17 protein-coding genes are annotated in these 21,475 nt (G+C 57.4%); 8 read left to right on the plus strand and 9 right to left on the minus strand.

All coding sequences use genetic code 11. The annotated features are described in order from the left end of the window. Positions 1-114 precede the first annotated feature (114 nt). Together ASF29_RS02230 and ASF29_RS02235 are read left to right on the plus strand one after the other, a co-directional pair. Positions 115-450: a hypothetical protein gene (locus tag ASF29_RS02230; protein ID WP_062448115.1), complete on the plus strand. Its 336-nt coding sequence runs from the start codon at positions 115-117 to the stop codon at positions 448-450. Between the two features lie 244 nt (positions 451-694). Next, on the plus strand, positions 695-1,015 hold the full coding sequence (locus ASF29_RS02235) for a hypothetical protein (RefSeq protein WP_062448117.1): 321 nt from the start codon (positions 695-697) through the stop codon (positions 1,013-1,015). 97 nt (positions 1,016-1,112) lie between these two features. On the opposite strand, the gene ASF29_RS02240 is transcribed toward ASF29_RS02235, so the two are convergent. The 4 genes from ASF29_RS02240 to ASF29_RS02255 all read right to left on the minus strand — a co-directional run bounded on the left by ASF29_RS02240 (position 1,113) and on the right by ASF29_RS02255 (position 7,064). Further along, entirely contained in the window at positions 1,113-4,253 is a 3,141-nt protein-coding gene (locus ASF29_RS02240; RefSeq protein WP_062448119.1) for an efflux RND transporter permease subunit, read from the minus strand. Positions 4,254-4,262: 9 nt separating this feature from the next. Continuing rightward, positions 4,263-5,402: an efflux RND transporter periplasmic adaptor subunit gene (locus ASF29_RS02245; RefSeq protein ID WP_062448637.1), complete on the minus strand. Its 1,140-nt coding sequence runs from the start codon at positions 5,400-5,402 to the stop codon at positions 4,263-4,265. A gap of 74 nt (positions 5,403-5,476) precedes the next feature. Then, a complete protein-coding gene (locus ASF29_RS02250; RefSeq protein ID WP_062448121.1) occupies positions 5,477-6,034 on the minus strand; it encodes a TetR/AcrR family transcriptional regulator in 558 nt (185 codons plus the stop codon). Positions 6,035-6,140: 106 nt separating this feature from the next. Further along, positions 6,141-7,064, minus strand: a complete 924-nt coding sequence (locus tag ASF29_RS02255) for a hydrogen peroxide-inducible genes activator (RefSeq protein ID WP_062448122.1) — start codon at positions 7,062-7,064, stop codon at positions 6,141-6,143. A gap of 190 nt (positions 7,065-7,254) precedes the next feature. Here ASF29_RS02255 and katG point away from each other — a divergent pair, with 190 nt between their 5' ends. From katG to ASF29_RS02275, 4 genes are all read left to right on the plus strand, one after another. Beyond that, on the plus strand, positions 7,255-9,444 hold the full coding sequence (katG, locus tag ASF29_RS02260) for a catalase/peroxidase HPI (protein WP_062448638.1): 2,190 nt from the start codon (positions 7,255-7,257) through the stop codon (positions 9,442-9,444). Positions 9,445-9,811: 367 nt separating this feature from the next. Then, complete coding sequence (locus tag ASF29_RS02265; protein ID WP_062448124.1) at positions 9,812-10,318, plus strand: oxidoreductase; 507 nt, start codon at positions 9,812-9,814, stop codon at positions 10,316-10,318. A 9-nt stretch (positions 10,319-10,327) separates the two neighbouring features. Next, the gene (locus tag ASF29_RS02270; protein ID WP_062448125.1) at positions 10,328-12,259 is read left to right on the plus strand and encodes an EAL domain-containing protein; all 1,932 of its coding nucleotides are present in this window, start codon (positions 10,328-10,330) and stop codon (positions 12,257-12,259) included. 52 nt (positions 12,260-12,311) lie between these two features. Next, positions 12,312-13,007, plus strand: a complete 696-nt coding sequence (locus ASF29_RS02275) for an FkbM family methyltransferase (RefSeq protein ID WP_062448127.1) — start codon at positions 12,312-12,314, stop codon at positions 13,005-13,007. A gap of 53 nt (positions 13,008-13,060) precedes the next feature. Here ASF29_RS02275 and ASF29_RS02280 read toward each other — a convergent pair whose 3' ends face one another. The 5 genes from ASF29_RS02280 to ASF29_RS02300 form a co-directional block, all read right to left on the minus strand. Beyond that, complete coding sequence (locus ASF29_RS02280) at positions 13,061-13,825, minus strand: ABC transporter ATP-binding protein (protein ID WP_062448129.1); 765 nt, start codon at positions 13,823-13,825, stop codon at positions 13,061-13,063. Next, complete coding sequence (locus ASF29_RS02285) at positions 13,825-14,661, minus strand: ABC transporter ATP-binding protein (RefSeq protein WP_062448130.1); 837 nt, start codon at positions 14,659-14,661, stop codon at positions 13,825-13,827. The genes ASF29_RS02280 and ASF29_RS02285 overlap by 1 nt, the downstream gene beginning before the upstream one ends. Positions 14,662-14,664: 3 nt before the next feature. Next, entirely contained in the window at positions 14,665-15,549 is an 885-nt protein-coding gene (locus ASF29_RS02290) for an ABC transporter permease (RefSeq protein WP_062448131.1), read from the minus strand. Then, a complete protein-coding gene (locus tag ASF29_RS02295) occupies positions 15,549-16,571 on the minus strand; it encodes an ABC transporter permease (protein WP_062448133.1) in 1,023 nt (340 codons plus the stop codon). The genes ASF29_RS02290 and ASF29_RS02295 overlap by 1 nt, the downstream gene beginning before the upstream one ends. A gap of 238 nt (positions 16,572-16,809) precedes the next feature. Next, positions 16,810-17,553, minus strand: coding sequence for a FadR/GntR family transcriptional regulator (locus ASF29_RS02300; protein ID WP_062448134.1), 744 nt, complete (start codon positions 17,551-17,553; stop codon positions 16,810-16,812). A 298-nt stretch (positions 17,554-17,851) separates the two neighbouring features. Here ASF29_RS02300 and ASF29_RS02305 point away from each other — a divergent pair, with 298 nt between their 5' ends. Next, entirely contained in the window at positions 17,852-19,693 is a 1,842-nt protein-coding gene (locus ASF29_RS02305; RefSeq protein WP_062448640.1) for a type I secretion system permease/ATPase, read from the plus strand. Then, the gene (locus ASF29_RS02310; RefSeq protein WP_156462498.1) at positions 19,680-20,990 is read left to right on the plus strand and encodes an HlyD family type I secretion periplasmic adaptor subunit; all 1,311 of its coding nucleotides are present in this window, start codon (positions 19,680-19,682) and stop codon (positions 20,988-20,990) included. The genes ASF29_RS02305 and ASF29_RS02310 overlap by 14 nt, the downstream gene beginning before the upstream one ends. Positions 20,991-21,475: the final 485 nt, after the last annotated feature.

Genomic DNA, 21,475 nt, shown 5'->3' on the forward strand with positions numbered 1-21,475 from the left:
GGCAAGGTCGCGTGCGGCCAAAAATGGTCAAGCTATCCTACGACCAACCCCTTACCGACAGCGATTTTTGTGCATAAGAGAAATCCATCTTAAATACATGGCAGGTGGATCATTATGCATTATTTCAAGCTTTCCTTTCTTGCGACTGCTGTCCTAGTTGCTGTTACTACGCCGTCCATGGCCGAAGATTTGGTCTTCACCTTGAAGAACGGTACGAATTCGGTTCTCACCCATTTTTTCACATCGCCGGTGAATGAAAATAGCTGGGAAGGCGACGTGTTTGGGAACCAGACACTGGGGCCTGGCGAAAGCATGCGGATTACGATCGCCGATGGTCGCGAGGTCTGCAGATACGATATGCGTTTCGAATTTCAGGATAGTCCGGATCTCGACACGACCACCGACACGCAGGACCTCTGCGAATTGGGTGAATATACGATCGAAGAATAGTCGACGTTTTCAGCGAGCGGGTGTCCAACATTCTGCCGGACGCCCGTCTTCATGCCAGAGGGCGCTTGCCGGCGGGGCCTACGCGTCGGGTCCGCGCTATATTTTGATTTACGCATAATGAATAATCCCGGGCTTTTCCCGTCCGAAACGTCTCGAAACGGGGCGATATTAACCTTTCGTTCAGCACCCTCTGGCAAATTCATAGGCTGAAGATTTGGTAAATGGCGCGTAGCGAGGCCGGGATATGAACGAGGATTTCTGGAAGACAGTCGAGGATCGCCAATCCTATTCAGAAAAATCGCGTCGGATCGGCGTATTGAACGTCGCTCTTCTGTTCGGCATGGTTGCCATCGCTCTTTCGCTCATCCTCACACCCATGCTTGCGGGAAAGACGCCACCGGCGCGTTTTGCGCAGACGCCTGACAGCTTCGACATGATCAGCACAGGCTCGATCAACCGTATCGAACAACCTCCCAAATCCTACAGCATCCGCCGAAGCGTGACCCAGCCAATGCCCGGTTCGGTCTGCATCGTCGATGGCTATGCCAACGGGCGGAATTGCTAAGCGTTTTTCATTTCACCAGAAGCGAACTGGACAGAGACAACAAAACATATAGGCCGCAGAGATGATCTGCGGCCTATATGTTTGAGGGTGGTACGTCTCAAGAGCTCGCGGGTTTCGTCTCCGTAGGGCTTTCGCTTTCCTCTTCCGGGCGTTTTGTCCGCATCAGTTTGAGAACGAAGACGAAGAAGGCCGGAACGAAGAAAACGGCCAGAACAGTGGCCGAGATCATGCCACCCAGAACACCGGTGCCGATGGCATTCTGGCTGGCTGCGCTGGGGCCGGTGGCGATGGCGAGCGGCACCACGCCAAGCGTGAAGGCGAGCGAGGTCATGATGATCGGTCGGAAACGGACCTTTGCAGCCAGCACGGCGGATTCCAGCAGCGATTTTCCTTCGGCATAGTAGTCCTTGGCGAATTCCACGATAAGAATCGCGTTCTTTGCCGAGAGACCGATGATCGCGATGAGGCCCACCTTAAAGTAGATGTCATTGGGCATATCGCGCAGGATGACCGCCAGCACCGAACCAATGACACCCAACGGCACGACCAGCATGACGGCGAGCGGGATGGACCAGCTTTCGTAAAGACCTGCCAGAAGCAGGAATACGAAGAGAATGCTGAGGCCGAACAGGAACGGAGCCTGCGAGCCGGACTTCAGTTCTTCCAATGCCTGTCCGGTCCACTCGTAGCCGATGCCGCCTGGAAGCTCCGATGCAATACGTTCCATTTCGGCAATGGCGGCGCCGGTGGAGTTGCCTGGGGCAGGGGAGCCGGAGATACGGATGGTCGGATAACCATTGTAGCCCACCACCTGCGGCGAACCCTTCTGCCATTGTGCGATGGCAAATGAGCTCAAAGGCAACATGCCGCCGCTGGCATTGCGGACGTTAAGCTTCAACAAGTCCTCGACCTGAAGTCGATCTCGGTCTTGCGCCTGAACGACCACGCGCTGCATCCGCCCGGAATTCGGGAAGTCGTTGATATAGGACGAGCCGAGGTTGGCAGTAATGGTATTGTTGATATCCGCGAAGGTGACACCGAAGGTGTTGGCCTTTTCACGGTCGATGACCAGCATGATCTGGGCTGCGTCGGGCAAGCCTTCGATACGCATTCCGGCCAGAACCGGACTTTGGCTTGCCTTCTGCATCAACTCGCCAGCCGCGGCCGAAAGAGCGGCCTGGCCGATGCCGTTACGGTCCTGAAGGCGGAAGGAAAATCCACCTGACGTGCCGAAACCTTCAATGGGCGGCGGAGACAGCGCGAAAGTCTGCGCATCCTTCAGTCCGAACAGCTTCATGTTGGCGCGATTTGCGATATCCTGCGCCGAATTGTCGGCTCCACGTTCACTCCAGTCCTTCAAGGTGATGAAGGCGAGAGCGGCATTTGCGCCGTTACCGGAGAAGCTGAAGCCCTGAATGGCAACGACATCCTTGACTGAAGGCTCGTCCTTGAAGATTTTTTCGATCTGCTCGATGGAGGCCACGGTGCGGTTTGCACTGGCTTCGGGCGGTCCCTGAATATCCACGATCAGAAAGCCCTGATCCTCATCCGGCACGAAGGCGCTAGGGAGGTTGACGAAAAGGTAGCCTAGACCTGCAACGAGCGCCAGATAGATGACCATCATCCGCCCGGCACGGCGAGCACCACCTGTGGCGGCCCTGGTGTAGCCATCCGTCAAGCCATCGAACTTGCGGTTGAACCAGCCGCCAAGACCGCGCTTCTCATGGTGCCCCTGCTTGATGGGCTTCAGGAAGGTCGCGCAGAGCGCCGGTGTGAGCGACAGCGCCAGAAAAGCCGAGAACAGGATGGAGACGACCATCGTCAAACTGAACTGACGGTAGATGATGCCGGTCGACCCCGGGAAGAACGCCATGGGAATGAAGACGCAGGACAGAACCAGCGTGATGCCTAGAATGGCTCCGGTGATCTGCTTCATGGCCTTTTGCGTTGCCGCTTTCGGTGACAACCCTTCTTCTGCCATGATGCGTTCGACATTTTCAACGACGACGATGGCGTCATCCACGAGGATGCCGATGGCCAGCACCATGGCGAACATGGTGAGCACGTTGATCGAAAAGCCGGTGGCATACATGACTGCACACGTACCCAGCAGCGCCACGGGTACGACGAGCGTGGGAATGACCGTGTAACGGAAGTTCTGGAGGAAGACGAACATCACCACGAAGACCAGCACGATGGCTTCGATCAACGTGTGCAGCACTTTTTCGATGGAGGCCGAAACGAAGGGGCTGGTGTCATAAGGCACCGCATAGGCAACGCCCTCCGGGAAGAAGCGCGACAGTTCCTCAAGCTTGGCCGAAACAGCTTTCGAAGTGGCAACGGCGTTGCCGGTGGAGGAAAGCTGAATACCGACGGCAGCGCTGGCCTGACCGTTCAGGCGGCTGGAGAAGTTGTAGGTTTCGGCGCCAAGTTCAATGCGGGCGACGTCTTTCAAGCGCACACTGCTACCATCTGGGTTGGCGCGCAGCACGATATTGCCGAATTCCGCAGGGTCGGTCAGCTGACCCTTGACGAGCACGGTGGCCGTCAAATCCTGACTGACGGGATTGGGCGCAGCACCGATCTGGCCCGCAGCAACCTGTGCATTCTGGGCGGTGATGGCGCTGTTGATATCGCCTGCCGTGAGGTTGAGGCCGACCAACTTGTCGGCGTCGATCCATACGCGCATGGCGCGCTGGGACGAGAAAAGCTGTGCTCGTCCCACGCCCTCGATACGGCGAAGCTCGCCCAGAACGTTGCGGTTCAGATAGTCGCCAAGCGCGACTTCGTCCATGCTGCCGTCAGTGGAGGTCAGCGTGATGAACATCAGGAAGCCGGAGGCGGCCTCCTCCACTGTCACGCCCTGGGCGGCAACGGCAGAGGGAAGACGGGCTTCGACGCGGCGAATGGCGTTCTGCACATCCACGGATGCCTGATTGATGTTGGTGCCCGCCTCAAACGTAGCATTAATCGAGACCTGTCCCGACGTGTCGGAGGTGGACTCGAAATACATCAGTCCTTCGACACCGTTCAACTCGTCTTCGATGAGACGTGTGACGCCTTGGTAGATATCCTGCGGCGAGGCACCGGGATAGGTGGTGGAGATCGTCAACTGCGGCGGAGCGACCTTGGGATATTGCGCAATCGGCAGAAAAGGCAGGGCGATGACACCGGCTATCGAAATGAACAGCGCGAAAACCCAGGCCAGAATAGGCCGTCTAATGAAGAGCTGTGCCATGGATGTACCTTACTGCTTCGGTGCTTGCGCGGCTGTGTCGGCGGCCTTTTCAGGCTGCCACGGTTCCGGCTTGATCTTGCCGCCCGGCTGAACCTTCTGGGCACCATCGACGACGATTTTTTCACCGGCGGAAAGGCCGCTTTCGACCACCCACTCGGTCTCGAGCGCCTGCCCGAGTGTGACAGGACGTGCTTCAGCTGTGTCGTCCTTGACCACGTAGACCAACGCTTTTCCTTCGGCGTTACGGATAATGGAGCGCTGCGGCACGGTCACGGCGTTTTCACGGACGGCTTGCTCGATCCTTACACGGACATACATACCAGGCAGCAGATCGCGGCGGGCATTGGGAAACTCTGCCCGGAGCGTGACCTGACCGGTTGTGGCATCGACACTGGCGCTGGCAAAAAGAAGCCGACCGGCATCCGGGTAGACCGAACCGTCATCGAAGACCAGCCGGACGCTGGCCTGATCGGGAGCTGGGCTTGCCAGTTTTCCTTCGGCGACGGCGCGGCGCAGTGCCATCATGTCCTGGGCAGACTGGGTGAAGTCGGCATAGCTTGGATCGATCTGCTGGATCAGGGCAAGGTTCTGCGTGCCGTCGGCGGTGACGAGGGCACCTTCGGTTACCAAAGCACCGCCGATGATGCCGGTGATGGGCGCGCGAACCTCTGTATATTCCAGGTTGATGCGGGCCTCATCCAGCGCAGCCTGCTGAAGCGCCACATCGGCATCGGCCTGGGCGAGATTGACGGCTGCCGTGTCGTAATCGATGCCAGTGGACACGTTGCGTTCCCGCAGGTTTTTCTGACGTTCCAGCTGCTGACGGGCATTGCTCTGGGTGGCTTGTGCCCGTTGCAAAGCAGCTTCGGCACTTTCGACGCGAACTTTGAAAAGACGCGGGTCGATGCGGTAGAGAACGTCATCCTTCTGGACCAGCGTTCCCTGTTCGAATACGCGTTCCAGCAGGATGCCCGATACCCGTGCGCGCACTTCGGCAACGCGTGTGGCCGCAATACGTCCGGGAAGTTCATTGACGACCGGCACCGATTTGGCGGTCAACTCCAGCACACCGACAGCCGGTGGCGGCATCTGCCCGCCTTCCTGAGCGTGAACGGCAGCCGGTGCCGCCAGCAGGAATGCGGCAGTCATCAGGGTCAGCAATCGCGGCAGAGAATGTCTGCTGTGCATTTCATGGTCCTCGTCATATCGCCCGCAGGCAATCATCATGTTTCGTCGGGAAAATTGGTGTAGATAGCGCGAATACCATCAAGGATCGCCAGCCTGTCCTCTGGCTCCCATTGATGGAAATTGAAATATTCCGTGCAGCAGAAGCCCGTGAGCGCCAGATAGGCCAGCATTGCTGCCTTTGGCCTCTTACCCTTGTTCATGGCGGTCAGATCCTTGCGGGTCCAGTCGCTCATTCGGTCGTGAATTCTGTCTTCACTGGACATGGCCGCGCTGATGGCAAGGCACACGGCCTTGTCGGTATCGTCGGGCACTTTTTCAGCCACCGCAATGCGGCCGAACAGTTCGGGGTGGGCCAGATGGCTGCTATCTGTGACCGCGGTCTGCACTCGCTCTTCTTCGGCGGCCAGACGGCGTTCGATCAGAGCTTCGAGAAGGGCAGACTTAGACTTGTGATCGTAAACGACGCGGGATTTGCTGACACCCGCCTCCTGCGCGACGGCATCAATGGAAAAACCGGTCGCGCCGGCCCGCAGAACAACCCGTTCGGCGGCGTCCAGAATATCGTCTGCACTGATTTTACGTGTTCTTGCCATTATGCTAAAGTCCTAAAGTGAGTTTTAAATACGAACGTTCGTGTTTTTAAGCAAGTGTAAAACGTTCACGATATATTGTGTATTAAAATCAATGTATTGATGGATTTCACCGCGGTTGCAAACGGCTCGCTCTTTCGCGCATGCGATCCGTCGACCCTCTGATGACCCCGGCTATTTCATCCAGATGCCTGCTGAGCGGGGTCGAGTTTCGCCATATCATGCCGATGCTGCGCACCGGTGCCGGCGCCTCGAAATGAGAGACGGACACATGTGCCGAGCGCGTTTCCATCGGCACCGCCATTTCCGGGATGAGCGTGATGCCGATGCCTGCGCTGACCATCTGGACAAGCGTTGAAAGCGAACTGCCTTCCATGACTTCGCGTGGTTGCGAGGAGCCGACATGGCAGAAGGACAGCGCCTGATCGCGGAAGCAATGCCCCTCTTCCAGAAGCAGCAGGCGCATCTTGGGTAGCGCGGTTCGCTCCGGCACGGGTTTGCCTTCGTCCTCACGACCTCTCACAAGCACGAATTCTTCATCGAAGAGCTTCAGCTCGGTCAATGCAGGTTCGGAAATCGGCAGGGCAACGATGGCAAGGTCGAGATCGCCCTGTTTGAGTTCCTCGATCAGGCGCGCAGTCTGGGTTTCGCGCACCTGAATTTCGATTCCGTCGAAGTTCCTGTTGAGGTCGTTGATGATGGTTGGAAGGAGATAGGGTGCCACCGTAGGAATGACGCCGATCCGCAGACGCGACAGGAATGTGTTTTTCGAGGCGCGTGCCAGTTCGGCGAGCTCGTCCACGGCCCTCAATATTTCGCGTGCCCGTGCAGCAAATGTTTCGCCGAATGCGGTGAGCATGATGTCCTTCGCGCTGCGTTCGAACAGTTCATGGCCTACATCCGCCTCCAGCTCCTTGATCTGCATGGACAGCGCTGGCTGCGAGATTGCGCAGGCATCGGCAGCGACGCCGAAACGGCGATGGCGGACAAGCGCCTCGAAATACCGAAGTTGTTTCAATGTCAGGTTCTTCATAAGAGTAGCTTATATCGTCGATCAGTAAATCCAACTTAAATTTATGGAACCTAGTCGTTAAAAGGTCTTGAGGCGAGGTTACATTTTCCTCGGGTCGCGTCGACGCGCGATCAAGGTCGACTGAAATCATGTAATTTTAACAGCACGAGCCTTTTGAAAAGCCCACTCAAAAAGAGACATGGAGACCATTATGGACCAGAAAACCGACAGTGCGGGTCAATGTCCCGTCGCCCACGGCCAGACACCAAAGGCCGCACGCTCAAATCGGGATTGGTGGCCAAATCAGCTCAATATCCAGATCTTGCACAATGGATCGTCCCTCTCGGACCCGTTGGGCAAAGATTTCGACTATGCCGAAGCGTTCAAGGCGCTCGATCTGAATGCCGTGAAGGCCGATCTGCATGCGCTGATGACCGATTCGCAGGACTGGTGGCCAGCGGATTTCGGTCACTATGGCGGTCTCTTCATCCGTATGGCCTGGCACAGTGCAGGCACCTACCGTATCACCGATGGTCGTGGCGGCGCAGGCGCCGGTCAGCAGCGTTTCGCACCGCTCAACAGCTGGCCTGACAACGCCAACCTCGACAAGGCGCGCCGCCTGCTGTGGCCGATCAAGCAGAAATACGGCAACAGCATTTCCTGGGCCGACCTGATGATCTTGACCGGTAACGTCGCTCTGGAATCCATGGGCTTCAAGACCTTCGGTTTTGCTGGCGGTCGTGCCGATGTGTGGGAGCCGGAAGAACTGTTCTGGGGACCGGAAGGCACATGGCTGGGCGATGAGCGCTACAGCGGCGAGCGTGAGCTGGCCGAACCGCTGGGTGCCGTGCAGATGGGCCTGATCTACGTGAACCCGGAAGGCCCGAACGGCAATCCCGACCCGTTGGCGTCCGCCCGCGATATTCGCGCCACCTTCGCCCGCATGGCCATGGACGATGAGGAAACCGTTGCACTGATTGCTGGCGGACATACCTTTGGTAAGACCCATGGTGCAGGCGACCCGTCGCTGATCGGGGCTGAGCCCGAGGGCGGCGAACTTGAAGCGCAGGGTCTTGGCTGGAAAAGCTCGTTCGGCACCGGCGTCGGCAAGGACGCCATCACCGGCGGGCCGGAAGTGACCTGGACACAGACACCGACGCAGTGGAGCAACTTCTTCTTCGAAAATCTCTTTGCCTTCGAATGGGAACTGACCACAAGCCCAGCGGGTGCGAAGCAATGGGTCGCCAAGAATGCCGAGCCTTCCATTCCAGATGCTTACGACACCACGAGGAAGCATCGTCCAACCATGCTGACATCGGATCTGGCGCTGCGTTTCGACCCTGCCTACGAGAAGATTTCACGTCGCTTCCTGGAAAATCCAGATCAGTTCGCCGATGCGTTCGCCCGCGCCTGGTTCAAGCTGACTCACCGCGACATGGGTCCTAAGGCTCGGTATCTCGGACCGGACGTTCCAGCCGAAGACCTGATCTGGCAGGATGTCGTACCTGAGGTCGATCATCCGCTTGTCGATGATGCCGATATTGCAAATCTCAAGGCAAAGGTGCTTGCAACGGGTCTCAGCGTGCAGGAACTTGTGTCCACCGCCTGGGCGTCTGCATCGTCCTTCCGCGGTTCGGACAAGCGTGGCGGAGCCAATGGCGCGCGTATCCGTCTGGAGCCGCAGAAGAACTGGGAAGCCAACCAGCCACAGCAACTTGCCAAGGTTCTCGGTGTGCTTGAGGGCGTTCAGCGCGACTTCAATGCCGCCCAAAGCGGCGGCAAGAAGATTTCGCTCGCCGATCTGATCGTTCTGGCCGGTGCAGCCGGTGTGGAGAAGGCGGCAAAGGCAGGCGGGACCGATATTACCGTGCCATTTACGCCTGGCCGTACGGATGCCTCGCAGGAGCAGACAGATGCTGAGTCCTTTGCTGCACTGGAGCCACGCGCCGACGGCTTCCGCAACTACGTCAACAAGGCCCGTCATCAATTCATGAAGCCGGAAGAAGCCCTTGTCGACCGCGCCCAGCTTCTGACGTTGACCGGTCCGCAGATGACCGTTCTCGTCGGTGGGCTTCGGGTGTTGAATGTCGGCGAGCCCGAGCACGGCGTCTTTACGGGTCGCCCGGAAGTTCTGACCAACGACTTCTTCGTCAATCTGCTGGACATGGATCTGGAATGGTCGCCGGTAGCGGGCAAGAACGGTGTTTACGAAGCCCGCAGCCGCAAATCGCGGGAACCGAAGTGGACGGGTACGCGCGTCGACCTGATTTTCGGTTCGCACTCCCAGCTTCGTGCGCTGGCGGAAGTCTATGCTTCTTCCGACGCCAAGCAGAAGTTCGTGAAGGATTTCGTGGCGGCCTGGAACAAGGTCATGAACGCAGACCGCTTCGATCTGGTCTGACGCAAAGGTGATTCGCGACTTGTATCGTTGCTGGAAACAGCGATGCAGTTTGACCCTTTCGATTTAACCGTAGATAGCACCGGACGTGGCGTCTGCCACGCCCGGTGTTTATGTCTTTAATTTTCCTCAACCATTTTCAAATTTATTGACGATTTCGCTAACCACAATCCAAAACTTTGGATAACCGTTACTGTGCTTTGGCTTGACCAAAGTCATGGCTGTTTGCTCGATCGTGTGTCCGGTTCCAGCCCTGCACCACCTACTAAAAATCTCAGTACGCATATTACACAAAATGCTGATATAAGGTTTTAGCAGGCCTCTGGTTTGGCTTACGGTAGCCGGACAAGTTGTATCGAGGGACAAGATGATGCGTTTCGTGCGGTTCATTCTCAGCGCCATTGCAGCGCTTACATGGCTTTCCTGTGCTCATGCTGGTGGCTTGCCACAGCCAGTAGGTAAACCCATTTTGACGATTTCGGGCAATATTGCCAATACCAACGGTAAAGGGACGGCAACATTCGACCGCGATATGTTGGAAGCTGTCGGTCTCGTGACAGTGGAGACGCATTCGCCGTGGTATGACGGGTTGACCCGATTCGAGGGTGTTCCCCTCAAGAAACTGATGGAATATGTAGGTGCAAAGGGTACGGTGGTTACGGCGGTGGCGCTGAACGATTACGTCAGTACGCTTCCCATGTCTGATATTGAAAAATTCAATGTTATATTGGCAATGAAACGGGATGGAAATTACATGGAGGTGCGCGAAAAAGGTCCACTCTTCGTGATATATCCCTATGATACAGCTGCGGAACTTCAAACGCAGACATATTACACCCGCTCCGCTTGGCAGGTGGCAAAGCTTATTGTCGAATAAAGGTGCCGATTGCGCAAAGTATTGGCGGTCATCATTTGCTGCTTCGTGTTGGCGACAGGCTACATCGCCTATGTCATCGCGCAACGGCAAACCGCGCTACAGAAATTTGCAAGATACAATGATTCCTGGGCGGTCAGTCAGACCGTCTCGGAATATCTGAGACTTCAGAACAATCTCTATGGTTTCGTCCTCGACCCTGAACGGGTAACGCGTGACGATCTACGCCTGCGCATGGACTTGATGCTCGGCAGACTGGAGCTTCTCAAACAGGGCAATCTCGGCGCTTTCATTGCCGAGCGGCCCGAATGGAAAGAACTTGTCAGCACGCTGAGCGCAATTCTCACCGATCTCGATGGGAAGATCGAGACGTTGCAGCCGCAGGCGGTCACCCCGATACTCGAGACGATGCGCAGCCTCGACGGGCCTTTGACGACGCTCGCCTCCTCCTCCGTTGCCTACGATGTGGGCGTCGTGGACAACGCTCATTCCGAAGTACGCGAACTCCACATGATTTTCACCGGCCTGGCGGGCGGGTTGATCGTGTGCGGTGTCGCGCTCATTCTGCTGCTCAACCGCCACAACAATCTGCTCGACCGCGCCCACAAGGACATGCGTGGCCTGACCGATGATCTGCGGGCTGCCACACTGGAGTTGAAGGAAAACAATGCCCGCCTCGAGCATGACGCCTATCATGATGCGCTGACCGAACTGCCCAATCGTTCGCTTTTCCGCAGGGAGTTGAACGAACGGCTTGCATCGCCAGATGGCCAGTCTGCGGTCATTCATCTGCTCGATCTCGACGGTTTCAAAGAGATTAACGATACGCTGGGGCACGATGTCGGCGATGCATTGTTGCAGGCCGTCGGCACCCGTCTGTCGTCACTGTTAAAAGATGACGACATGGTTTGCCGGTTGGGCGGAGACGAGTTTGCGGTCATCACCAGTGGCCTTGGCGAAGGCGAAGCGCTTACCTTTGCCGACACGCTGATTTCGCAGATCAGCCAGCCCTATAATCTCGGCGACCTCGAAATCAAGATCGGAACCTGTGTCGGCATTGCGGTTTCCAGCGACGTGACGAATGCCGACGAACTGTTCAAGCGTGCCGACCTGGCGCTTTACGAGTCGAAACGGCTCGGCCCCGGACGCGTCAGCGTCTTCAAGGTACATATGCAGCAGCAACTCACCGAGAAGCGCTCCTTCGAGGCGGATTTGCAAATGGCCGTCCAGAACAATGAGATGGAGGTCTATTACCAGCCGCAGATGCTCACGAAGAGCCGGGAAATCTGCGGCTTTGAAGCTTTGTTGAGATGGACCCACCCGGTGCGTGGAAAGGTCCCTCCCTCCGAGTTTATTCCCGTTGCGGAGCGAACCGGCCTGATCCATTCGCTGGGCAAATGGGCCATGGATGCGGCCTGTCAGGAAGCCAAATCCTGGAAAGGCAATCTGAAGGTCGCGATCAACCTGTCGCCGGTTCAGTTTCACAGCACCGGCCTCATCAACAGCGTGGTCGACGCGCTGGAAAAGACCGGCCTCGACCCCAGCCGTCTGGAGCTGGAAATCACCGAATCCGTTCTGCTCAACAAGAGCGAACAGACCATCGAGACACTCGAAAAGCTGAAGGATGTCGGCATCAAGATTGCCATGGATGATTTCGGAACCGGATATTCCTCGCTTGGAAATCTGCGTGGCGTGCCCTTTGACAAGATCAAGATCGATCAGTCGTTCTTGCGCGATGTCGCGACCGATAGCGATGCGCTGGCAATCGTGGAATTTGTCGTCGGCATGGCGAAAAGCCTACGCATGACGACGATTGCCGAGGGTATCGAAACGGAAGAGCAATTCGAGTGCATGACGCGCCTTGGCTGCGACCAGATGCAAGGTTATCTGATTGGCAGACCAGCGCCTGCCGAAAAGCTCAATGTTTTTCGCCGAGTGATTTGAAACATCGATATCTGACCTATGTTCGGGCGTGGCCCCAAAAGGATTTTTGACAATGGAACGGCTTGACGTGCATGGCGTGAAACTCGATTTGGCAAGAAGCGAGGTTTCGCCCGTCATCTGGAAGGCATTGGAAGACGGCAGCTATGAAGCCAAGGAAGCCCGCAGCATTCTCAAAGCCATCAAGCCGGGCGACCGCGTTCTTGAACTCGGATCAGGCATCGGCATCATAACGTCCATCATTGCCAGCATAAAGGATGTTTCCGTCTGGGCCTTCGAGGCAAATCCCGGCACGGCTGCGCTGGCGGAACGGGTCATCAAGGCCAATTGCCCTGATAACGTCGTCTTCTCTCAAGGTTTGTTGACGGCGCATGCGCCGCACGTGCATTCCTTCTATGTCCGCAAGGACCTATGGATGTCGTCCATGGATGAAAACCAGGGGCCTTACGAGCATCGGATCGAGATTCCGTCCGAAAACATCGATGAATTTATTGCGCGTCACAGTATCAACGCGCTCGTCATGGATATCGAAGGTGCCGAGCACGACCTGTTGCAGAATGCCCGACTGGATGGCGTCGAACGGATCTTCGTCGAGTTGCACGATCACCTCTACCATCTGGCCGGTATTCGCGACATCACGCAGGCGCTGGCGCTGAAAGGCTACTCCTACGATCCACGCGGATCGCGCGGTCCATGCGTGCTGTTTTCCAAGGATGACGAACCGCGTGAATACGATCCCGACATCGACTAGATGCCAGACGGCTCCGAAACAGGGAGCCCTCTAAAGGCGACGCAGGACGTTTTTCACGCGTTTGCGCCTTCATATTCCAGTGATGCGCCGATCAGTTCGCGCGCATAGGGGTGCGTCGCGCCGTTTCCGGCAATGGCCTGACGCGGAAGGATTTCGGTGACTTCACCTCGTAGCATGACCGCGAAGCGATCACACATGTGGTCGACGACCGCGAGGTCGTGGGTCACCATGATGTAGGTGAAGCCGCGTTCTTCACGCAGTCGCTGGAGCAGGTTGAGGATTTCTGCCTGCACGGAGACGTCGAGCGCCGATGTCGGCTCATCCAGAAGAAGCAGCGACGGCTCGAGTATGAGAGCGCGAGCAATCGCCACGCGCTGGCGTTGCCCGCCGGAAAGCTGGTGCGGAAAGCGGTCGAGAAACGAGACCGGCAGGCCGACATCGGTAATGGCTTTGCGCATCCGCTCTTCCTTGTCGCCAAGCTTGTGGATGGTCAAAGGTTCGTTGAGAACGGTGCGTACCGACTGACGGGGGTGGAGGGAGCCGTAAGGGTCCTGAAACACCATCTGCAGAGTGCGGCAGCGATCGATGAGGGGCATATCGCGAACCGATTTGCCATCGATCAGAACTTCACCCTTCCAGAAATCGGTCAGCATGGAAACGCAGCGCAAAACGGTGGACTTGCCCGAGCCGGACTCCCCCACCAGACCGAAGCACTCGCCCGGCTCTACGGAAAAGGACACCGAAGGCAGCACTTTCACGGCGGCAGGGCCTTCACCGAAGCTGATCGACAAATCACGGATTTCGACGGAAACTGACATCAGGCTTTTTCCTCCAGCCATTCCGGGCGGCGATCGAGCACGGCAAGGGGCGCACGACTGCCTCCAATGCGGGGCTGCGCTGCCAGCAGACCACGTGTATAGGGGTGCTGCGCGCCGTCAAGATCGCGTGCCGACAGGGTTTCAACGACCTGACCGGCATACATGATGAGGACGCGGTCACAGAAATTGCGGACCAGATTGAGATCGTGACTGATCATGATGAGGCCGAGACCGCGATCTCGCACCAGGCTGTCGAGAATGTTCAGCACTTGCAGCCGTACCGTGACGTCGAGAGCCGATGTCGGTTCATCGGCGATCACAAGGTCCGGATCTGCCAGAAGCATCATAGCGATCATCACGCGCTGGCCCATGCCGCCCGAGATTTCATGCGGATATTGGGCAAAGACACGCTCGGGATCACGGATTTTGACCGCTTCCAGCATCGCCAATGCCTTTACCTTGGCATCGGATTTCGAGCATTTGAAATGACGCAGATAGGTTTCCGCCACCTGATCGCCCACGCGCCTGATGGGGTTGAGCGAGAACTTCGGGTCCTGAAGGATCATCGACATGCGTCTGCCGCGCACCTTCAACATTTCTTTTTCGGACAGCGATAATAGATCGACATTGTCGAAGCGGAGCGCATCGGCGGTGATAGTGGCGCCTGGCAGCAGGCGCAACAGAGCGCGCCCGACGGTGGATTTGCCCGATCCGCTTTCCCCGACGATGCCGAGCCGCTCGCGGCCAAGGGTAAAGGACACGCCGCGCACAGCCTCCGTGGTGGAGCCGCCATAGCGAATACGAAGATTTTCAACGTCCAGAATGGTCCGTTCCATGGCTTATCTCCGGTTCATCTGCTTGGGATCGAGCGCATCGCGCAATCCGTCACCCAGAAGGTTGAAGGCAAGGCTGACGGAGAGGATCGAAACACCAGGGAATGTTACCAGCCACCAATTGTCCAGCATGTAGCGGCGACCTGTTGCGATCATTGCGCCCCACTCCGGCAGAGGAGGTTGTGCACCAAGGCCTAGAAACCCCAGGCCGGCAGCGGTCAGAATGACTGTCGCCATGTTCAGGGTCAGGCGGATCAGAACCGAGGGCAGGCACATGGGCATGATGGATTTGATGATGATGCGGATGGGAGATGCTCCCTGAAGGCGGGCGGCAGCAATGTAATCGGCATTGCGAAAGGTCATGGCTTCGGCCCGTGCAAGACGTGCAATGGGCGGCCACGAGGTCAGTGCGATGGCGATGATGGCGTTGTTGAGGCTTGGGCCCAGAGCCGCAACGAAGGCCAGCGACAGGATGAGGCTGGGGAACGAAAGGAAGATATCGGTGATGCGCATCATGACCGTATCGAACTTGCCACCGAGATAACCCGACGCGGTGCCGATGATGAGGCCGATGGGCCCAACCACGATGGAAACCAGAAAGATGATGGTGAGCGTTATGCGGGCACCGAAGATGAGGCGGCTGAAAATATCACGGCCCAGTTCGTCTGTGCCGAACAAGTGGCCGTCGCCCGGCGCTTTCAGAACATTCGTCAAATCCTGGACATAGGGATCATGTGTAGCGATTAGCGGCGCAAAGATCGCAGCCAGAATGAGAATGGCGAGAACCAGCAGGCCGAAGGTGGAGGTGGGGCTGCGCAAAAGAAAGAGGAAGATGTTCTTCAACGCGTTGACGGAGGCTGGAAGCCTGATTTTTTCTGCTTGCGCGGTCATCAGCGTGTCCTCGGATCGAAGAAGCGATAAAGAATGTCGGACAGGAGATTGAGCCCGATGAAGATGACGCCGACGATGAGCACGCAGGTCATGACGGCGTTCATGTCACCGATGATCAGGTTGCTGGTCAGATACTGACCAAATCCCGGCCAGGCAAAAACCGTCTCGATCAACACTGCCCCTTCCAGAAGTGAACCATAGGCAAGAGCGACGATGGTAACCAGCTGGACGCGAATGTTGGCAAAGGCATGCCGCCAGATCGTCTGCCTGCTGGACAGGCCTTTCACCCGCGCCGTGGTGACATATTCCTGTCCCAACTGGTCCAGCATGAAGCTGCGGGTCATGCGGGTGATATAGGCAGAGGAGGAGTATCCGAGAAGCGAAGCGGGCAGAATGAGGTGGTTGACGGCTGACCAGAAGACATCCATGTCGCCTGCCAACAGGCTGTCGATGAGCAAAAAGCCGGTCCTCTCATCCACCAGGCCGATATAGAATTGATCCATGCGACCGCTGCCGCCAACAAGATCGAGCTTGGCGTAAAAGACGATCAGCGCGATCATGCCTGTCCAGAAGATCGGCATGGAGTGGCCGAAGAGACTGACGACGCGCACGAGGTGGTCAGGCCAGCGATCCTTGTTGACAGCCGCGAAGACGCCCATCGGCACGCCAAGACCAGCGCCGATCATGATCGCGAAGGTCGCCAGCTCGATCGTTGCGGGCATGACATGCAGAATATCCTGAATGACAGGTTGGCCGGTTCTGATCGATGTACCGAAATTTCCGGTGAAAACGTCACCGAGATAATAGAAGAACTGCTGCCAGATAGGCTTGTCGAGACCCAGAGAGCGGAAAACCTGCTCATAGGTTTCGCGGGTCGCATCTTCACCGACGATGGCGCGGACAGGGTCCGCAGGCATCAGTCGTCCGATAAAGAAGGTGAGCAAAAGCAGGCCGAGCAGGGTGATGGCGATGGTGCCGAGTTGCCCGACCGCGCCGGAAAGGCGCGGGCTCCGAATGGTCATAGTTCCTCCCTCTGTCAGTCCTTCGAAGTTGATTGCTTCATGTCTGACAAGTTTCATGAAACCTGTCACATGTCATCTTATCTGTCAAGCGAAGGTCTTGGATGTAAATCGCCGTTGAGGGCTGTGAGAGATGGGCGCGCAGGCGCTTAGCGGGCGGCATGACAAAGAGTGATCTCACGGCAATATTGGATCGCGCCAGGAATCAGTGCCAAGCGACTATGCGTGGTCAGCGGTCTGTTCAGCCCTTGTCTTCGGCATGCGCGGTTTTAGACCGCAAAAGAACCTTGTAACGCTCCAGGCTGCCGCGCAGGTGGATACGCATCTGTTCGCGAGCCCCTTCCGCGTCACCTTCTATAATCGCATCGACGATGCGGGCATGCTCTTCCTGAAGATGGAGATTGTAATCTTTTGGTCGGGAGCCGGGTTCGGCACCCTGCAACTCGCCGCGCGGAATGATGCCAGACCGAATGAGGCGAAGAAACTCCGGGAAGCGCCGGTTTTGCGTGGCTTCGGCGATCTTGAAATGAAGGTCGAAGTCGCTGTCGCGCGTCGGACTCCCCTGTGCCAGACATTCGCCGATCCTGTTGTGCGCGTCGAGAATGGCTTCTATCTGGGTGGCGGAACGGCGAGAGGCCGCAAGCCCGGCGGATTCGACTTCGAAGACCGTGCGCAGTTCCAGAAGTTCGATGACGGACGAAATCCGCTCCGTGGTCAAATCCTTGAACGGTTCGTCCTTCTCCTGACGCACCGGAAGTGCAAAGACGCCCGCACCTTTGCGTGCCTCGACCAGACCATCGGCACGCAGGATCGCTATGGCTTCCCGCACGACTGTCCGGCTGACGGAATATTCGCGGGTGAGTGCGCTTTCACTCGGCAATCTGTCGCCCGGACGAAAGACGCCGCCGACAAGATCACGCCGCAACGCGGTACTGATCTTGGCTGCGAGAGATGTTCCCCGCTCAATCGTGCGCACAGCGTCCATATTTGCCTCACCTGCCTGTTACCTGTCTGGCATGTTAGCGACTCATCGCAGCAATGCAAGTTTTCTTGTCTACCTCAATTTCTACTGACACGGTATGAGGGTTTACAGCGACGTCCGCGCACGACTACCCTGATCATGCGCTGGCGAGCTCAAATCGGCCTGTTGACTGGCTTTTGAGCAGCGCTATCGCGATCCTCTTTCCCGGTTGGGCCCGGGATGACCATGGTCGCGAATGATTGCGGACGATCTGGATGGCCGCAATCGTAAAATATATTGCTTGAGCCCACGGAATTTAAGCTTGGTCGAATTTTCGAAGCAGGCACCGTCGCAGCGTGAGGCTGTTGCGGTTGCTCCTGCTATCAAATGGGTTATCGCTGCCACAGCCGTCATCAGCGGTGTCGTCAATCTTCTGGCGCTCACCTCGCCGCTTTTCATGTTGCAGGTCTATGATAGGGTCCTCGCCAGCGGAAGCATTCCTACGCTGGTAGGGCTTGCCATTCTGGCGGCGGCGATGCTGACGGTGCAGTCCGCGCTGGAAATCATTCGCGCCCGCGTTCTGCTGCGGATCGGTGAGCAATTCGACAATTATCTGTCCGGTCGTGTGCATGATGCTGTGGTCAGGCTACCGCTTTTGACGCGCATGCCGGGCGACGGATTACAGCCTTTGCGGGATCTGGACAATGTCCGAGGCTTCCTGTCCGGGCAGGGCCCGAATGCGCTTTTCGATCTGCCCTGGATGCCGCTCTATCTTTGCATCTGCTTTCTGTTCCACGTGTGGATAGGGACGACGGCGCTGGTTGGCGCGCTCATCCTCGTTGGACTGGCGCTGATAACCAACGGCCTTTCCCGCCATCCGGTGCGTGAGACGATGGCGCATAATATGCGCCGCAATGCCCTACTCGAATCGGCAAGACGTAATGCCGAGGTCATAAGGGCTATGGGCATGGACCGGCGGATCGCCTCGCGCTGGGCCGTGTCCAACAGGGATTATCTTTCGACCAGCCGCAGGGCGGGCGATATCGCCAACGGACTTGGCGGAATGTCCAGAACGCTGCGTATCATGCTGCAATCGGCGATCCTCGGTGTTGGCGCCTATCTGGTCATTCAACAGGAAGCGACCGGAGGCATCATGATCGCCAGTTCCATCATGATGGGGCGTGCGCTTGCTCCCGTCGATCTGGCGATCGCCAACTGGAAACCGCTTCTTATGGCGCGACAAAGCTGGTCGCGTTTGCAGGACCTGTTGGCAAGCGTGCCCCAAGACCCGCCTTTGATGGCGCTGCCACCGCCGGTCAGAGACCTTCGTGTCGAAGCGCTCGCCATCGTGCCGCCAGGCGAAAAGCGCGTGACTGTCGCGGGTATCAGCTTGGTGGTGCAGGCTGGAAGCGCGCTTGGCATCATCGGGGCGTCCGGCTCAGGCAAATCGACGCTGGCCCGTGCGCTTGTCAATGCCTGGGCGCCCGCCTCCGGCAAGGTCCGCATAGACGGCGCAAGCCTTGATCAGTGGGATCGGGACATGCTGGGTCGCCATATCGGCTATCTGCCGCAAGGCGTTGAACTTTTTGATGGCACCATCGCCGACAACATTGCCCGTTTCGAAGAGGATGCACACGCCAAGGCCATTGTCGATGCCGCCAAGGCCGCGGGCGTACATGATCTCATCCTGCGCTTCGACAAGGGTTACGAGACACCTATCGGAGAGGCTGGCTCGTCGCTGTCTGCCGGTCAGCGGCAGCGGATAGGGCTTGCGCGCGCGCTTTACCGGTCACCATTCCTGATCGTGCTGGATGAACCCAACGCCAATCTGGATGCCGAAGGGGAGGCGGGCGTGGTCAACGCCATCGCCGCCGTTCGCGCCCGCGGTGGCATTGCCGTGGTGATTGCGCATCGGCCCAGCGCAATGGCTGTCGTCGACATGGTGCTGGTCATGGAAAACGGGCAGCAAAAAGCCTTCGGCCCTCGCGACGAGGTTCTCTCCAAAGTGCTGAAGGGGGCGGCCCCGCTCGCATCGACAGCCAGGGGGTATCCGGTAACGGCCCATGGTGTCGAGCCCCTCCGCGCGGCGGCGAACAGAGGTTTAGAGGCAGGCGACGCGGCGCGATCCCTCAAAGCCAGAGAGTGGGATGATGCAAAAAACTAGCCCTTTCGACGTCTCCCGCTCGATCCGCCGTCATCTTCTGGCGGGGATTGTTGTGGGTGTGGTCCTCGTGGGCGGTGCGGGTGCCTGGGCGGCTGCGATCTCGCTGTCAGGCGCGGTCGTCGCACCCGGCCATTTCGTCGTCGATTCCTATGTTAAGACGGTGCAGCATCCTACGGGTGGTGTGGTCGGAGACATATTGGTCAAGGAGGGCGATGTCGTCAAAGCGGGTGACGTTGTCATGCGGCTGGATGCGACCCAGACCCGCGCCAACCTGGCCATCGTGACGAAACGTCTGGATGAACTGGCGGCGCGGCTGGCGCGTTTGCAGGCCGAACGTGACGACCTCCCAAGCATTCCCTTTCCCGATGACATTGCGACACGCGGCGGCGAGCCGGATGTTGCCGCCGCGATCCACAGCGAAGCCAGGCTCTTCGAATTTCGCCGGCAATCCCGCGAAGGCAAGAAAGCGCAATTGTTGGAGCGCATCGCGCAGTTCGAACATGAGATCGAGGGGTTGAAGGCGCAGGAGAGTGCATACGCGCAGGGCATAGATGTCCTCAGTACGGAAATTGCGTCCCTGAGTGGCCTCAAGCAACAGGGCATCGTTTCCGATCAGCGTTTGAACGGATTGCGAACCCAGGTGGCGACGTTTGGCGGCGAACGTGGTGAAAAGATCGCCTATCAGGCACAGGTGGCAGGCCGTATTTCCGAGACGCGGCTGCAGATTCTCCAGATAGATCAGGATCTGAAATCTGAAGTCGGACGCGAACTGAGCGAGGTTCAGGCCCAAATGGGCGAGTATGTCGAGCGGCGGATTTCCGCAGAGGACAGTCTCAAGCGTATCGACATCATCGCTCCGCAGTCGGGGATCGTGCATCAACTTGAAGTTCATACGGTCGGCGGGGTCATCAGCCCGGCAGAAGCGATCATGTCCATCGTGCCGGAAGGCGATGACCTGGCACTGGAAGTGCAGATCGCACCCAAGGACATAGACCAGATTGCGCTTGGTCACGACGCCATGCTGCGCATGTCGGCCTTCAGCCAGAGAACGACGCCGCAACTCAAGGCCCATGTAACGCGGATTGCTGCCGATCTCGCATCGAACGAACGCACCGGCGCATCCTATTATGTCGTGCGTCTTGCAGTTGCTGACACGGAGCTGACAAAATTGAAGGATTTGCGGATCGTTCCCGGCATGCCAGCCGAAGCCATGATCAAGACACAGGACCGGACGGCACTTTCCTACCTCGTCAAACCTTTGTCGGATCAGATCAGCCGGGCGTTTCGAGAAGAGTAAGGCGAACGCATTTTCGACGTTGAAAACATTCTGAATTTCGACTTTTGAGCCCCCGAAAAACGGCGTCGAACTCACGTAACGTAAGCATATGTCGTTTGGTTGAATTAGAGGCCTCTGACCTAACCATATTGAATACATTGGGTTATTTTTTGAAACTTGCGTTTTGTTAACTTCGTTGAAACAAAGCGGCTTTTATAAGTGATGCTTCACAGTCGCTTCATGACGAAGTGCCCTCTGGCCTGGCAGCACGATGGCAATCGCACGCTCGTAGAAGAGCGTGACGGGTGTGCTTTGCCGGTTTGCTCGAAGTGCTTTCCGAGGAACAATGTCTTTCCTGCAAAATGCGAAAATCCGCACCAAGATACTCTCGCTTATCATACCGGTTGCAATTACAGGTTTAGTCGGTGTTGGCGTCGTCGCAACGAATTACAAGCAAGCCGATGACGACTATTCGAATTTCATCGACAAGAATGCCATTGGTTCGA

It is taken from the genome of Rhizobium sp. Leaf262 (assembly GCF_001422245.1).
Taxonomy (GTDB): domain Bacteria; phylum Pseudomonadota; class Alphaproteobacteria; order Rhizobiales; family Rhizobiaceae; genus Agrobacterium.